Annotated in this window: 13 protein-coding genes; 7 read left to right on the top strand and 6 right to left on the bottom strand. The window is 73.8% G+C overall.

Features of this window, described 5'->3' with window-relative positions; genetic code table 11:
• Positions 1-154 precede the first annotated feature (154 nt).
• On the top strand, positions 155-544 hold the full coding sequence (locus OCT49_RS29930; RefSeq protein ID WP_283854918.1) for a DUF6204 family protein: 390 nt from the start codon (positions 155-157) through the stop codon (positions 542-544).
• Between the two features lie 62 nt (positions 545-606).
• Here the strand turns inward: OCT49_RS29930 and OCT49_RS29925 are convergent, their stop codons facing one another.
• Positions 607-1,188 carry a TerD family protein gene (locus OCT49_RS29925; RefSeq protein ID WP_283854917.1) on the bottom strand — a complete coding sequence of 194 codons (582 nt, stop codon included), beginning with the start codon at positions 1,186-1,188 and terminating at the stop codon, positions 607-609.
• A 509-nt stretch (positions 1,189-1,697) separates the two neighbouring features.
• Between OCT49_RS29925 and OCT49_RS29920 the strand changes: the two genes are divergently transcribed.
• The 3 genes from OCT49_RS29920 (at position 1,698) to OCT49_RS29910 (ending at position 3,771) form a co-directional block, all read left to right on the top strand.
• Positions 1,698-2,093 carry a BlaI/MecI/CopY family transcriptional regulator gene (locus OCT49_RS29920; protein ID WP_283854916.1) on the top strand — a complete coding sequence of 132 codons (396 nt, stop codon included), beginning with the start codon at positions 1,698-1,700 and terminating at the stop codon, positions 2,091-2,093.
• 4 nt (positions 2,094-2,097) lie between these two features.
• Positions 2,098-3,027, top strand: coding sequence for a M56 family metallopeptidase (locus OCT49_RS29915; RefSeq protein WP_283854915.1), 930 nt, complete (start codon positions 2,098-2,100; stop codon positions 3,025-3,027).
• Between the two features lie 390 nt (positions 3,028-3,417).
• Positions 3,418-3,771 carry an ArsR/SmtB family transcription factor gene (locus tag OCT49_RS29910; protein WP_283854914.1) on the top strand — a complete coding sequence of 118 codons (354 nt, stop codon included), beginning with the start codon at positions 3,418-3,420 and terminating at the stop codon, positions 3,769-3,771.
• Positions 3,772-4,012: 241 nt separating this feature from the next.
• Here the strand turns inward: OCT49_RS29910 and OCT49_RS29905 are convergent, their stop codons facing one another.
• The gene (locus OCT49_RS29905) at positions 4,013-4,234 is read right to left on the bottom strand and encodes a hypothetical protein (RefSeq protein ID WP_148840270.1); all 222 of its coding nucleotides are present in this window, start codon (positions 4,232-4,234) and stop codon (positions 4,013-4,015) included.
• Positions 4,235-4,701: 467 nt separating this feature from the next.
• Between OCT49_RS29905 and OCT49_RS29900 the strand changes: the two genes are divergently transcribed.
• Positions 4,702-5,730, top strand: a complete 1,029-nt coding sequence (locus OCT49_RS29900) for a hypothetical protein (RefSeq protein WP_283854913.1) — start codon at positions 4,702-4,704, stop codon at positions 5,728-5,730.
• Between the two features lie 168 nt (positions 5,731-5,898).
• On the opposite strand, the gene OCT49_RS29895 is transcribed toward OCT49_RS29900, so the two are convergent.
• Positions 5,899-6,774, bottom strand: coding sequence for a universal stress protein (locus OCT49_RS29895; RefSeq protein ID WP_283854912.1), 876 nt, complete (start codon positions 6,772-6,774; stop codon positions 5,899-5,901).
• Between the two features lie 323 nt (positions 6,775-7,097).
• Positions 7,098-7,634, bottom strand: a complete 537-nt coding sequence (locus tag OCT49_RS29890) for a hypothetical protein (protein ID WP_283854911.1) — start codon at positions 7,632-7,634, stop codon at positions 7,098-7,100.
• Positions 7,635-8,099: 465 nt separating this feature from the next.
• On the opposite strand from OCT49_RS29890, the gene OCT49_RS29885 reads away from it, so the two are divergent.
• Together OCT49_RS29885 and OCT49_RS29880 are read left to right on the top strand one after the other, a co-directional pair.
• On the top strand, positions 8,100-8,549 hold the full coding sequence (locus OCT49_RS29885; protein ID WP_283854910.1) for a peptidase inhibitor family I36 protein: 450 nt from the start codon (positions 8,100-8,102) through the stop codon (positions 8,547-8,549).
• 403 nt (positions 8,550-8,952) lie between these two features.
• Positions 8,953-10,011 carry a PucR family transcriptional regulator gene (locus OCT49_RS29880; RefSeq protein ID WP_283854909.1) on the top strand — a complete coding sequence of 353 codons (1,059 nt, stop codon included), beginning with the start codon at positions 8,953-8,955 and terminating at the stop codon, positions 10,009-10,011.
• 67 nt (positions 10,012-10,078) lie between these two features.
• On the opposite strand, the gene OCT49_RS29875 is transcribed toward OCT49_RS29880, so the two are convergent.
• Both OCT49_RS29875 and OCT49_RS29870 read right to left on the bottom strand, forming a co-directional pair.
• Positions 10,079-11,923, bottom strand: coding sequence for an ATP-binding cassette domain-containing protein (locus OCT49_RS29875; RefSeq protein ID WP_283854908.1), 1,845 nt, complete (start codon positions 11,921-11,923; stop codon positions 10,079-10,081).
• Positions 11,920-13,719: an ABC transporter ATP-binding protein gene (locus OCT49_RS29870; protein ID WP_283854907.1), complete on the bottom strand. Its 1,800-nt coding sequence runs from the start codon at positions 13,717-13,719 to the stop codon at positions 11,920-11,922. Before OCT49_RS29870 ends, OCT49_RS29875 begins: the two co-directional genes overlap by 4 nt.
• Positions 13,720-13,791 lie beyond the last annotated feature (72 nt).

Raw genomic sequence — 13,791 nt, 5'->3', positions numbered from 1 at the left:
CGGGCGGCACGCCGCCCCGGCCCGCCCCGCGCGGCGACGAGCGGCGATAATCCGGGCGCGCCCGGCCCGTGCCCGCCGTACCCTTGGGCCCCTCACGGCCCACGGGCGGTGGCCGATGCGGCACGTACGGGAAAAGAACACGGAGCGGAGCACGATGAGCGCGCAGCACACCTACCGAGTGATCGTCCGGGGCACCTGGGACGGCCTGACGGACGAGGCGCGTGCCCGGCTGCTGGCCGAGGTGGACGGGCACGGCCTGAGCGCCATGCAGTTCACCGAGGAGGGCTCGCTCGCGTACGACCGGGTGCTCAAGCACTTCAGCTTCCGGTACGTGGTCGTGTCCGCCGCCGCGGACGGCGAGGAGATGGCGGGGGCCATCGCCGAGGACCGCGCGGAGACCTTCCTCCGGGAGCACGGTTACGGTCACGGCGAACTGCGCTCCACGGTGACGGACATGGACACCATGAAGATCAACTACAAGGGGCGGCGCGGCTCCGGGGCCCGCACGGTCACCGAAGCCTCGTCCGCGACGGACCAGGACTGACGCCCGGCCCCGCTCTTGACGAGACGGCGGGTGACAAGGCTGCGGGTGACGAGGCGGTCGGGTCAGAGGTGACCGGCGATGGCCGGCATCAAGTCCTGGAACGTACGGCCGTTGACCGATTCCCCGATGGCGGACATGCTCCATCCGTCGCCCACGCGGTGGACCTTGGCCATGACCTGAGCGGTGTAGGGCCCTCCGCCGGAGAGGGTGTAACGGGCGAGTTCCTGGCCGCTCTTCTCGTCGACGAGGCGGCAGAAGGCGTTCTCCACCTCCGCGAAAGTCTGGCCGGTGAAGCAGTTGACGGTGAAGACGATCTGGTCCACATGGGCGGGAAGACGTGGCAGATTCACGAGGATCGACTCGTCGTCACCGCCCTGCCCCACACCCCCGACGAGGTTGTCGCCGGTGTGACGGACCGAACCGTCGTCGCTGACCAGATGCTGGAAGAAGACCACGTCCACGGGCTCCCGGCCGGCGAAGAGCACCGCGGACGCGTCGAGGTCGATCTCCTTGGCGGCGAACCTGGCGAGGAAACCCTTGCGGGGCGCGGCCTTCCAACCCAGGCCCATGCGCACGACGTCCAGCTTCCCGCCGTCGCCCTTGTCCAGGCTGATCCGCTGCCCCTTGGTCAGTGTGACTCCCACCGTGCTCCTCCTTCGGACAGAGCCGAGGCGTGTCGGCTCGATGACGCATCGACAGTTCCCGCAAAATCTACAGCACTGTAGAAATTCCGGGCGGGGCATGTCCGGAATCCGGGAGGAAAGCGGCGAGATCGAGCCAAAGGCGGCACCTTCCCACCACGCGACAAGCACAGCGGGCGGGCGGCGCCCCCCTTGATGCCCGACCGGTGTCGACGGAACGACAGGGAGACGGGTCGGCGGGTCGGCGGGTCGGCGGGTCGGCGGGTCGGCGGGGAGAAAAATCTACAACGGTGTAGATAATGAGGGGAGTGGAAGGGAGCACGAAGAGGCCGAACGGGCCGTGGTCGGCTCTCGCGAGGGCCGGGAAACCGTTCCCTCCCGTCGGGCGGAACACATCCGTTCGTACAGCCATGGTGGAGGCCGGGGAAACGCAGAGGGACGGGCAGGTGGCGGGTCAGTACGATGAACCGGCCCCAGCGGCAGGCGGGGCAGGGAGGCGGGAGACCGACGGCATGACGGACCACAACAGCGAGCACACGACGCGCCGACGCGGCCAGGGGGTACTGGAGACGCAGGTGCTCGCCGCGCTGCGCCAGGCACCTGAGCCGGTCACCGCGGCCTGGGTCCAGGAACGCCTCGGTGCGGGTCTTGCCTACACCACGGTGATGACCATCCTCACCCGGCTGCAGGCCAAGGGCGCGGTGGTGCGCGAGCGCGCCGGCCGCTCCTTCAAGTGGACAGCGGTCGCCGACGAGGCCGGTCTCGCCGCCCTGCGGATGCGAAAGGTCCTGGACTCCGGGACGGACCGCGAAGCCGTGCTGGCGAGTTTCGTGACCACGCTCTCGCCCGGCGACGAGCGGCTGCTGCGAGACCTGCTGGCGAAACCGTCGGCGGAGGAGGAAGAGTAGCCACATGGGGGTTTTCGTCTTCCTGCCTCTGGTACTGCCCTTGACGGCATGGCCGATCGCCCGCCTCGCCGAGCAGCATCTGCACCCCAGAACCGCGACCTGGTTGCTGACGGGTGCCGCGGCCGTGCTCGCGGTGTGCAGCACGCTGTGCCTGGCCCTGCTGATGGTGGTCGGCACCGCGCAGTTGCCCGGCAACCCGCTCCCGGACGGCTGGTCGGACCCGGAGGTGCGCAAAGCCGTTCCCTACGACGAGGTGGCCGGCCGCGCCGCCATTCCGGCCCTGCTCGCCGTGCTCGCCGCGTGCGCACAGGCCGTGTGGCGGCACCGTCGGGTACGGCGGCGGGCCGAGCACGCCCTGTCGGGACTGCCCGGCACATCCGTGGCGGTGCTCCCCGACCACGTCCCGTACGCCTACGCCCTGCCCGGCAGGCGGAACAGGATCGTCGTCACCACCGGGATGCTGGCCGGGCTGAACGGACCCGAGCGGCGGGCCCTGTTCGCCCATGAGCGGGCCCATCTGGCCCGCCGCCATCACCGCTTCCTGCTCGTCGTGCAGCTCGCGGCGCGCGCGAACCCGTTCCTGCGCCCGCTGCGCACCGCCGTCGCCTACTCCGCGGAGCGATGGGCGGACGAGGAGGCGGCGCTCGCGGTCGGCAGCCGCCGGACCGTGGCCGTGGCGGTCGGCAAGTCCGCCCTGTTCTCCCAGGGCGCGCCCGTGGCGACGCTCGCCCACTTCGCCGCCGCGGGGCCGGTGCCGCGGCGGGTCGCGGCCCTGCTCGGACCGGCTCCCACCACGCGGATCTGGCCGCCGGTGTTCACCACCGTCGGACTGGCCGCCTGGGGGGCCGCGGCGGGCGCGGCCGTGTCGGCGCTGTCATCGGCGAACGCGGCGGTCACACTCGTCCTCATCCTGCAGGCGGCCACCCCCATCTGACCGAGCAGGGCAAGAGGGAGGCTCCTGTTCATGTTTTTCGCGGCCCTCTCGCAGGGCCGCGAAAAACATGAACGGGGCGTGCGGGCGCCACGCCCCTCCCCCACACGGTCAGCCCTCGCCCTCCGCAAGACGGAAGCGACCACCCACGACGCGTCGGTGGAAAACCACTGCCCCACACCGCGCGAGCCGAGCAGGCGCCTGAACACCCTGGGGTGTTCACTCCTTCACATCGTTTGCGCGGTTCAGCACTTCAGGCCGCACACCCTCAGATAATCTACATACATGTAGAGGCAGGGGGCGGGAGGGCCGTCCCGGAATGAGCCGGGGTCGAGCAGAGCGCGCAGATTCGGACAACGCGCGCCACAGTCGGCCGGAGAGGGGTACGAGCAGGTGACGGCGGACGACAAAGGTGCTCTCGGGGATGTACCCGACAAGACCCTGGAACGGACGGCCGCAACCTTCGGGCTCCTGGCCTCCCCGGCACGTCTGCGCATCCTCCAGGCCCTGGCACAGGGGGAAACCAACGTGACGAACCTCTTGGAGCAGGTCGGCGGGGCGCCCTCCACCATCAGTCAGCACCTTGCCGCCCTCAAGAGAGCCGAACTCGTCGGCGCCCGCAGGGACGGACGGCGCCAGGTGTACTTCATCGAAGCCCCTGCCGTCCTCACCGTGATGCGGCTCGTGGGCGAACAGCTCTCCGCCCGGCCCGCCCCGACGATCGCTTCCCCTCGGAACACCCCCTGACCGCAGAGTGCCCGCACCACGAAGCGACAGCTCCCACAGCCTCAGGGGCTCGCCGGATCGAAGCCGTAGCACCGCCCCTCGGCCCCACAGCCGTTTCACCGGTGGACATGGCGGGCGGCCGCACGCGCAGGGCTGTGCGGGGGTTCCGCCTCGCACGGATCCGCCACATGTCCGCCGACCGGCCCTCGACCGCATCGGTGCCCCCCGCGGAGACGGAGGGCACCGAGGACAGTCGGCCGGACTACTTCGGGGCGACGTCGAGCGCGGCGAGCGCCTGGGCCCAGCGGGCGTACTTCAGTTCGGCGAGGTCGGAGACCGTCTTGACTCCGAAGGCTTCCTGAAGGAGTTCGCCGTCCCGGTCGGACACCCCCTTGAGCGCGGCGACCGGAGCCGCGAGGATCTCGGGCAGACTCTTGTCCGCCCACGCCTTGTCCAGCACCTTGTCCAGGTCGATCGAAGCCATGACACCCTCCCAGAAGCAATGGACGAGCACGGGGAACCAGAGCGCGCACGCACCCCGCCCCGCACTCTCTACACAACTGTAGAAGAATAGCGGCGGCCGCCTCAACCGCGGCACACCGCAAGGGTGTTAGATGACGCCCCCACCCCCGTCGCCGCCCTGATGGCCCCGCCCCCTTCGCGTCGAGCCGGAGGACGAGAGCGCCTCGGTCCGTACCGGCGCCGAACCCGCCCGCGCGGTCGGGGAGGTGCGAGTTCGTCGGCGGGGCGCGTGCGTCGTAAGGTGCGGCGGGAACGAATGACCTCGGTGTGCGGTGAGGGGCGATCTGCCGGGCGGCGCCGGGGTGTTGGGGAGGGGAACATGATCGATCCGCTGGTGCCGGACGGGTCCGTGGGGGCCGGGGCCGCCACGTGGCCGGTGGCATGCCGCCGTCGGCCCCGGCCGGAGGCATCCGGCCGCACGGGGGACTCATGAGCACGGGCGAACCGTCGTCCCCCGGCCGGGCGGAAGCCGCCGGTGCGGCGCTCTCGCCGCGGCAGCAGCGGCTCGCCGATCTCGGGCGCACGCTCATGCGCCGGATGGCGGGCCCGGACGCGCCGCTCGCCGTCACCGCGCTGCCCGAGGACGACGCGGTGCTGGTCGCGCACACCGTGCGGGGCGGCGGGCGGGTGTACGTCGCCGCGGATGAAACCGTGCTGTTCGCCGGCTCGGCCGCCCCGCCGCACGAGGCGATCGAGGTCTTCCGTTCCGGGCGCCGCACGCCCTTGGAACACTTCCGGCCGGCCGGCGCCCGCACCGCACATGGGCCCGCCGAACCGGCGACGGCACCCGAAGCCGCTTCCCGGCCCCGTCCCCGGCCTCCGTACACCCTGCGGGACCGGTTGGTGGAGACGCTGGCGACGGAACTGGCCGCGGCCCAGTCGGCGGACTGGGACCGCATCCGGTTCACGGCGTTCGTGGTGGACGGTCACACCCGGACACGGTGCTCGGGCGAGCACGGCGGAATGCCCGTGAGGGTGCGGGAGGCCGGGACGCCGGCGTTCGCGGAGGCCCTCGCCGAACTGCGCGCCGTCATGCACGACCCCGGCCCGGGGACGTGGTTCGGCATGACGCTCGACTTCACCGCCGAGGACCTCGCCGAGGCCACCTTCGACCACGACGGCGAGCCGCTCTTCCTGCCTCCCCTCGGCCCGGAGGCGTACGCGCGGGACCTGGCGCGGTTCCCCCGCGAGGCCGGCAGCCGGCCGGCGTGGCTGCGCGAACGGCTCTCCTGGGCCGGGCTGACGCCGCGCCAGTTGCGGCTGGCCGAGATCGGGCGGGCCTTCCTGGAGGGACCGCCGATGATCGGAGGCTCCCGGCCCCTGTTCCCCGTCACCGTCCTGCCCGAGGAGGGCGCCGTCGTGGTCGCCTCGTCGCAAACCGGCAACCGGGCGTACGTGGCGGCCGATGAAACGGTCCGGCTCGTTCAGGAACCACCCACCGCCCCGGTCACCCCGTGACCGCTTTCCGGCCCGTGTCCGATGCCGTACGCCGTCCGTACCGTCCGCGCGGCAGCGTGGGACAGGGCCTCACCGGCCGGGACGGGTCCGGCGCCGGCGGCTGATCACCACCGGGCGGATCGGCCATGGGAGTGCCGCGCCGGGCCGGGTCCGCAGCGCTCCCTCACGTCATTCGTGCGGGACGACCGCGACGGGGCAGCGGGCGTGGTGGATGGCGGCCTGGGCCACGGAGCCCAGGTGCGGGGCCAGGGGGCGGCGGCGCCGACGGCGGCCGACGACCAGCAGCTCGGCGGCCTCGGCTGCCTGCACGACGGCCTTGGCGGGGCTGATGAGCGCGAGGTCGTCGACGGCCTCCACCTGCGGGAACCTGTCGCGCCAGGGGCGGAGGGTCCGGTCGAGGAGCTCCTGCGCCTCCTGGGCGACCTCTTCCGCCACCTCGTGGTCCACGCCCCAGGGCACATATGCGTCCACCGGCAGGCTCCGGCCGTGCACGGCCCGCAGGGGCACCCCGCGTGCGGCAGCGGTCCGGAAGCCGAATTCGAGCAGGTCGTCGCAGGGGCCGTGCAGTTTGAGCGCCACCGCGACGCCGCCCGCCCCGGCCCGGTCCGGCCGCGGTCCGTCCCCGTCGCCCTCCGCCCGCACCAGGACCACCGGACGCTCGGCGTGCGCCACGACGGGCATGCTGATGTCGCCGAGGAAGTAGCTCTCGACGGGCAGCAGCCCCCGCGAACCCAGCACGACCATCTCGGACTCCGCGGCCGCCCGCATCAGTGCCTGCTCGGCGTCCTCGGCCACCAGGTCGTCGACCACGGACAGACCCGGGTGGCGTGCCCGGAGCTCCGCCCCCGTCTTGTGCACGATCCGCCTCGCCCAGTAGTTCTGGTCCGCCTCGGCGGGCACCCCGGGAGGTTCGGCCGCCAGCAGGGGCCACGCGTGCAGGAGGCGCAGCGTGAACCCGCGCCGCGCCGCCTCGCCGGCGGCCCAGCGGGCGGCGGCGAGGCTCTCGGGTGACCCGTCGAGGCCGACGGTGACGACTGGCTCCATGACGACTGCCTCCGTCTCGCGAGAAGCCGGAACGACGAAGCCGGCACAACGATGCCGGAACGACGAAGCCGCAACGACCCCGTGCGCATGTACCGCCCGGCGCACCGTTCCCGCCTCCCGCGCCGCTTCCGGCACGCGTGATGGCCTTCCGGCGCCCGTCTCGGCCCTCCGGCGCCCGTGGCCCGGCCCGAAAGGTACGGAGGACGGCGCGCCGGGGCCGGGCCCGTCTCCTTCGACAAGTACACCGGATCCCGCGACGGCGCATGCGGAGCCGGGCGCCGCCCCGTGACCCCGGGGCGTCGACCCTCGGGCCTCCGGGGCCGCTACCGCCGACCCCTCCCCTGGGGGAAGCGCCCCAGGTGCACCGCCTCGTGGACGACCCGGGCCAGCTGCCTGGCGTCCTCGGTGAAGGTGTCGAACCATATGTCGCGCCCGTCGTTCAGCTTGATGGCGCAGCTGAAGCCCATGCCTCGGGTCTCGGCCAGCAGCTGGTCGTTCCCGCCGTTGCGGGCGCCCACCTCGGCGATGTCCTCCCAGGGGATCAGCGTGACGGTGCCCGCGACCCGGTGGGCCAGCCCCCGCTCGTGGATGTCGAAGCACTGCTCCCGGGTATGGAACGCCTGGGTCAGCCGCCAGATCCCCAGCCCCCATCCCACCAGTCCCACTCCGAGCAGCAGCCCCGCGAGTTGCGGCGCGCCCTCGGTGGTGCCGATCGAGGCGATCGTCACCGGAATCCCGAAAGCCAGACCCGCCGTGCCGACGACGATCACGACGGCCGCGTGCCACAGCCGCCTGCTGCCATCGGTGCGGTGTTCGCGGACGAATCCGCCCAACTGTTTGGACACCTCGGTGCGCCGCATCAGACCCTTCCCCCATTCGACATCGTGAGCGTCCCGAGGCCGTGCCCCGATCGGGGCGGCCGGTCCTCGCGCCGGTCCCGTCGACGGGGCCGCGACCGCCCCCGCCACCTTCCTCGCGACCCCACAGGATTTTCATCAACTTACTTGGACAACAAGGTAGTTGAGCTTCAGTCTGCGCGCATCCGGCGCGATCTCCCCCTTCGCCGTGCGCCGGTTTCGCGCCATGGCGCCACCCCTGCCGTCCGGCCGCCACCCGACCGGACGCAGCCCGGAGACACACCCCGCCCACCGGTGCACACCCTGCGCCACCAGCCGTCTCTCTGTGTAATCCCCCGTGGTGGCGGAGGCGCACTCCGCCGGAATCCCGGCGGTACCGGGGCAGCTCCGTGCCGATCCCGTATCCCGCCCCACCCTCGCACGGCACCCGCCGCACCGTCGGCCCCGAGAAACAACCAGGAGAGTTCCATGACCGCACGCCGCACGATGTCCGCGCGACTGGCCCGGGTGGCCGTCGTGGCCACGACCATGGTCGGATCGCTGCTGCCACTGGGCGCCGGCGTGGCCCACGCCGCCCCCGGGTCCGGGATCGCGCTGCCTCCGGGCGTGGTCGCGCTCAACGACGGCGAGCCCTGCCCGCCCGCCCCCCTGTGTCTGTACCGCGACTACAACAACCGTGGTCCCGCCTACGGCATCGGGGCCGGTTACGACGTGGATCTGCGGGACCTGCCCATGCAGGGCGGCGTCCACGGCCCCACCGCGGCCAACGAGGTGTCCTCGTGGGTGAACAACACCCACGACCTCGCGACGCTCGCCGACCTCGAGGGCCACCGGCTCCGTCCGCTGTTCCCCGGCCAGTCGCTCCAGGAACCGGCTGCGGAGAACGACACCGTCGACTTCGTCCACTGGGTGCGGTGACCGGCCGTCCCGGCCCGTCCCGTACGCCCGGGGCGCCGCCGGGAGGCCGTTGACCTCCGTACCGCCTTCGCACCACCCCCTCGTCGTCGGGCCCGGCACCGGGCCCGGCGACGAGTCGCGTCACGCCCGGTCCGGCACCGGGAGGCGGCGGGGCGGACCGTCCTCCCCGCCCGGCCGCGAGGGTCCGTGCCCACCTGCACGGCTGCCCCTGTACGTGCGGACCGTGCGGGATAGAGTGTGCGGAACGCGCCGAGATTCGCGCTGGTGTGCCGGGAAGTCTGGTCGGCGGTCGGGGGACACGTGTCCCCGGATTCCGATCGATGTCCCGGAGGACTCCCGTGCAGGACGGCTCCCGCGAGCGTTCCGCCCTTTCCGGTACCGGTTCGCGGTACGGGGCGTACCGGTGAACGGCTCCGAGGCGGCCGGTGAGTGCTTCGACGGCTACCCGGAACTGCTCGCCGCGGCGGCGTCCGCCGACCGTCGTCTGACCCGTACCGAGCTCGACGCCCTGCGCGCGTTCGGCGAGCGGGCCGCGGGCAGCGGCGCGACCCTGCGCCAGGTCGTCGCGAAGCACCTCGAAGCGGCCCGTTCGGCCTGGCCGGGCACGTCCGCCTCGAACGACAGCGCCCTCGACGTCATGGCCCAGGCCATCGACGCGCTGGCCGAGGGGTACGACCGGGCCCAGCACTTCGCGGTCCGTCAGCAGGAGGCCGCCCGCCGCGAGTTCATCGACGACCTGCTCTACGGGCGCAGCGACCTGGGCCGCCTGGCCGAGCGTTCGGAACGTTTCGGCCTGCGGCTGTCCCGGGCCCACGCCGTCGCCGTGGCGCAGGGCCCCGACCCGTACGCCGAGGGCGACGACGTGCCCCGGCGGGTGGAACGCGCGGTGACCGGCCGGTTCGGCGAGCGGCAGATCCTCCTCACCACGAAGGAGGGACGGCTGATCTGCATAGCCCCCGGCGACCGACGCGACGTGCTCACCCATTTCGCCAAGCAGGTCCACGCCGCGACCGATGGCGGCCGGACCGCGATCGGCCGGACCCACCACGGGGCGGACGGCGTCGTCCACTCCTACGAGGAGGCCCTCAACACCCTCGACCTCGCCGCCCGCCTCGACCTGGACGCCCCCGTCCTCAACGCCGCCGATCTGCTGGTCTATCCCGTGCTGACCCGGGACCGCCAGGCGATGACGGATCTCGTCCGCACCACCCTCGGCCCCCTCCTGCGGGCGCGCGGCGGTCCCCGGACGGCCCTCGACACCCTCACCGTCTACTTCGACTCCGGCTGCAACGCGACCGAGGCGGCCCGTCAGCTCTCCCTCAGCGTCCGCGCCCTCACCTACCGCCTCGAACGCATCCACCAGCTCACCGGCACCAACCCCGCCGACCCGCACCACCGGTACGCCCTCCAGACGGCCGTCATCGGGGCGCGTCTGCTCAACTGGCCCGAACAGAGCCTCTGACCGGGCGCCTCCGTCCGCTCATCCGCCACCCCGCTCCTCCCTCCCCCGGTATCCCGCCGCGGTCAGGTCACGGGCCGGGCGGGGGCTCCGTCTGCGCTCCGGCGGACCGGCCGGACATCCAGTGGCCGACCAGGTCGCGGTAGAGCGGGCTCGCGGCGAGCAGTTCGTCGTGCGTGCCGACGGCCGTCCGCCGCCCGTCCAGCACCAGGATCCGCCCGCCGCGCAGCGCCGAGCTGATGCGGTGCGCGACCACCACGAGGGTCGTGCCGCGGGCGACGAACGCCTCCTCCGCCCGGGCCTCGGCCGCCGGGTCGAGGTGGCAGCCGGCCTCGTCCAGCAGGACGACGGAGGCGGCCGACGCATGGGCGCGGGCCAGGGCGAGGAGCTGTTTCTCGCCGGCGGACAGCTCCGGCCCGTCCAGGCCCACGGACGCGTCCAGCCCGCCCAGCCGCCCGACCAGGTCGAGGGCGCCGACCGCCGCCAGCGAGGCCGTCAGTTCGGCGTCGGTGGCCTCCGGCCGCAGGTAGCGCAGGTTGTCCCGGACGGTACCGGTGAACACGTACGCCTCCTGGGGAATCAGCGTCACCTCGCGGCGGAGCCATGCCCGGTCGGTCTCCTCGACCGGTACTCCCCCCAGGGTCAGCCGGCCGCTGTCCACGACCGCCAGCCCCGCCATCAGCGTGGTCAGGGTCGACTTGCCGACCCCGCTCGGGCCGACCACCACGAGGTGGGAGCCGGTGGGGACGTCCAGGGAGAGGTCGTCGATCACCGGGGCGGCGCACGGCCCGTACGCGTAGCCGACCCCCTCCAGCGAGAGGTCCGCGGAGAGCGGGGTGCGGCCCGGCGCGGGCGCGGGGGCGGGGGGTGTCATGGCGCCGCCCAGCCGGCGCAGCACGGTGTCCAGCTGCACCCCCCAGGAGCCGAGGACGGCGACGAGGGCCCGCAACGCGGGAGTCACCCCGCTCATCAGGTAGCTGGTGGCCCCGAGGAGTTCACCCACCGACAGGGTGCCCCCGCGCAGCAGGGCGGGGGCGGCGAGGAGCAGGGCGAGCAGCGGCAGCTGGCTGCCCGCCGCCACCAGCAGGGTGTTGCCGGACATCGTGCGCGCGGTGGCACGGCAGGCGTCCTCGTGGCCGGTGATCCGGGCGGTGATGTCGGACGCCACCCGGTCGCGGGCGCCGCACGCGACGACGTCCCGGATGCCGCCGAACGCCTCGCCCGCGGTCGTGGTCAGGCGTTCCTCCGCCCGCAGCTGGGCGCGTTGTCGTCCGGCGAGTCTCCGCAGCCTCGGTACGCACAGCACCAGGGTGAGGAGAACCGGTGGCAGGGTCGCCGCCGCCACCGGCGCGGACAGCGCGGCGAGGCCGATGAGGGCCATCACCAGGGAGACGCCCAGCTGCCGGGCCGAGCGCAGCAGGGCGGAGACCAGCGAGCGCACGCTCTCGACCTGGACCGTCAGCTGTGCCACCCCCGCCCCGGCGTCGCCCCGGGCCCCGCCGACGGCCCGGCGCACCGCGCCGGAGACCACCTCGGTCACCAGCTCGTCCCTCAGGGGCTCGACGAGCCGGCCCAGTCGCGGGGTGAGTTCGCGGGTCATGACGGCGCGCAGCACCATCGCGGCCCCCAGCAGCCCGAGCCAGAACATGCCCGTGGCCGGGCGCCCCGCGAGGAAGCCCCGGTCCAGGGCGGCGGCGACCAGGAGGCCGGAGAAGAGCGCCGGGAGCGACTCCATGACGGACCATCCCGCCACCGCCGCAGTCGCGGCGCGGTGGCGCCGGACGAAGCCGCCGAGCATCCGCAGGCCCACCGGCGCGGGGCCGGCGGCGGGTCCGGTGGCGGGGCCGTGCGCCGCCGGGGCGGGGGGTGCGGGCGGGGGTGCCAGGGCGGGGGCCGACGATGACGGCTCGCTCATGCCTTCTCCTGCGGGTGGAGGGTCGCCGCTTCCTGCGGGTGGAGGGCCGCCGCCTGTGCGTGGGGGGTCGCCGCCTCCTGCGGGTGAGGGGTCGCCGCCTTCTGTGCGTGAGGGGTCGCGGCGGCGAACAGCTCCCGGTACTCGGGCAGTCGCCACAGTTCGTGGTGCGGTCGCACGGCGCGGATCCGCCCCTCGTCCAGCCAGGCCACCAGGTCGGACCGGGCCGCGGTGGAGACCCGGTGCGCGATCACGACGCGGGTGCGGCCGGACCAGGCGGCCGTGAGGGCGTCGTCGACCCGTGCCTCGGTGGCGGTGTCCAGGCTGGACGTGGCGTCGTCGAGGACGATCACGGCCGGGTCGTGCACCAGGGCCCGTGCCAGGCCCAGCCGTTGGACCTCGCCGCCCGAGAGCGGGGCGTCGGACAGGGGGGTGTCGTAGCCGTGCGGCAGCCGCCGTACGAAGTCGTCCGCGTGGGCCGCCGCGGCGGCGGCCTCCACCGTGTCGTCGGAGGCGTCGGGGCGGGCGAAGGCGATCATGCCGCGGATCGTTCCGCCGAGCATGGCGGGGCGTTCGAAGGCGTATCCGACCAGGGAACGGAGGGTGTGCGGGGCGAGTTCGCGCAGCGGGTGGCCGTCAATGCACACCGTGCCCTCGTCCGGGTCACGCAGCCGGCCGAGCAGCGCGGCCAGGGTGCTCTTGCCCGAGCCGGACCGGCCCACCACCGCCAGCGACGTGCCGGCCGGGACGTCGAGGTCCACGGCGTCGAGGACGACCCGGTCGCCGGAGCGGACCCCGACCCCCGAGAACGTCACCGCGCCGGTCGCGGGCCCGGTCTCCGTCCGGGTGCCGGGGGCGGCCACCGGCTGGTCGGTGACCTCGGCGACCCGGCGCGCCCCGGCGAGCGAGACGCCGAGGGAGAAGAGCGCGTCGAGCTGGTCGAGCAGGGACATCGCGACCGCGGTGTAGCCCACCACGGCGGCGAGTTGCCCCGCGCTGATGTCCCCGTTCACCAGGGCGAGGCCGCCGATGCCGAGGACCAGTACCTCCACGGCGGGGACCAGCAGGCCGACCTGCCAGCCGGTGTCGCGCTGCAGGCGCCAGATGCGGTGCCCCGTCCCGGAGAGTTCCGGCAGCGGACGGAGGATCCGGGAGATCTCGGCGTCCGCCGTGCCGCTCGCGCCGATGGTCCGGGCACCGCCCAGCGCTTCGAGCAGCAGCGCGGAGATCCTGCCCTGCGTCTCCTGGTAGGAGAGGAACAGGTGCGAGCTGCGGTTCATGAACGCGCGGGCGATCAGCACCAGCGGGGGCACGCCCAGCAGGAAGGCGAGGCCCAACCGCCAGTCCAGCAGCCACAGCGCGACCACGCCGCCCAGCGACGTCAGCACCGAGGCCGCGGCGGTGACCACGGTGTATCCGGCCTGGCCCGCCTGGGAGCAGCCCGCCGAGAGGCGGCCGGCGAGGTCGCCCGCCGGGAACCGCGCCGCCCCGGGGATCCCGGCGTCCAGGGCGCGCACGGCCAGGTCCCGGCGCAGCGTGGCCACCGCCGCGGCGCCGTACGTCCCGCCGGCCAGGGTCTGCAGGGCCCCGGCGGCCACCACGACCGCCAGGACCAGGGCGAACACGTACACGGGGGTGGCGGAGGGCCGTTCGCCGATGACCGAGTCGAGTGCGGTGGCCAGGGTCCAGGGCAGGGCGAGCGTGCCGGCGGAGCCGATGACGGCCGCCGCGCCCGCGAGGGCGAACCATCCCCGGGACCGGGCGGTGGCTGCCCGCAGGAGCCGCTGCGGGGACGTCATGGTTCCTCCTCCGGGTGGTGCGCCGGCCGGTGGGGCCGCGGGTGTACCGGGGGTGCCGGGCGCGCCGCCGAC

Origin of the sequence: Streptomyces sp. ML-6 (assembly GCF_030116705.1) — a bacterium.
Classification (GTDB): Bacteria; Actinomycetota; Actinomycetes; order Streptomycetales; family Streptomycetaceae; genus Streptomyces.
Note: the sequence above shows the minus strand (reverse complement) of the source record. Positions and strands in the feature narration are given on the sequence as shown.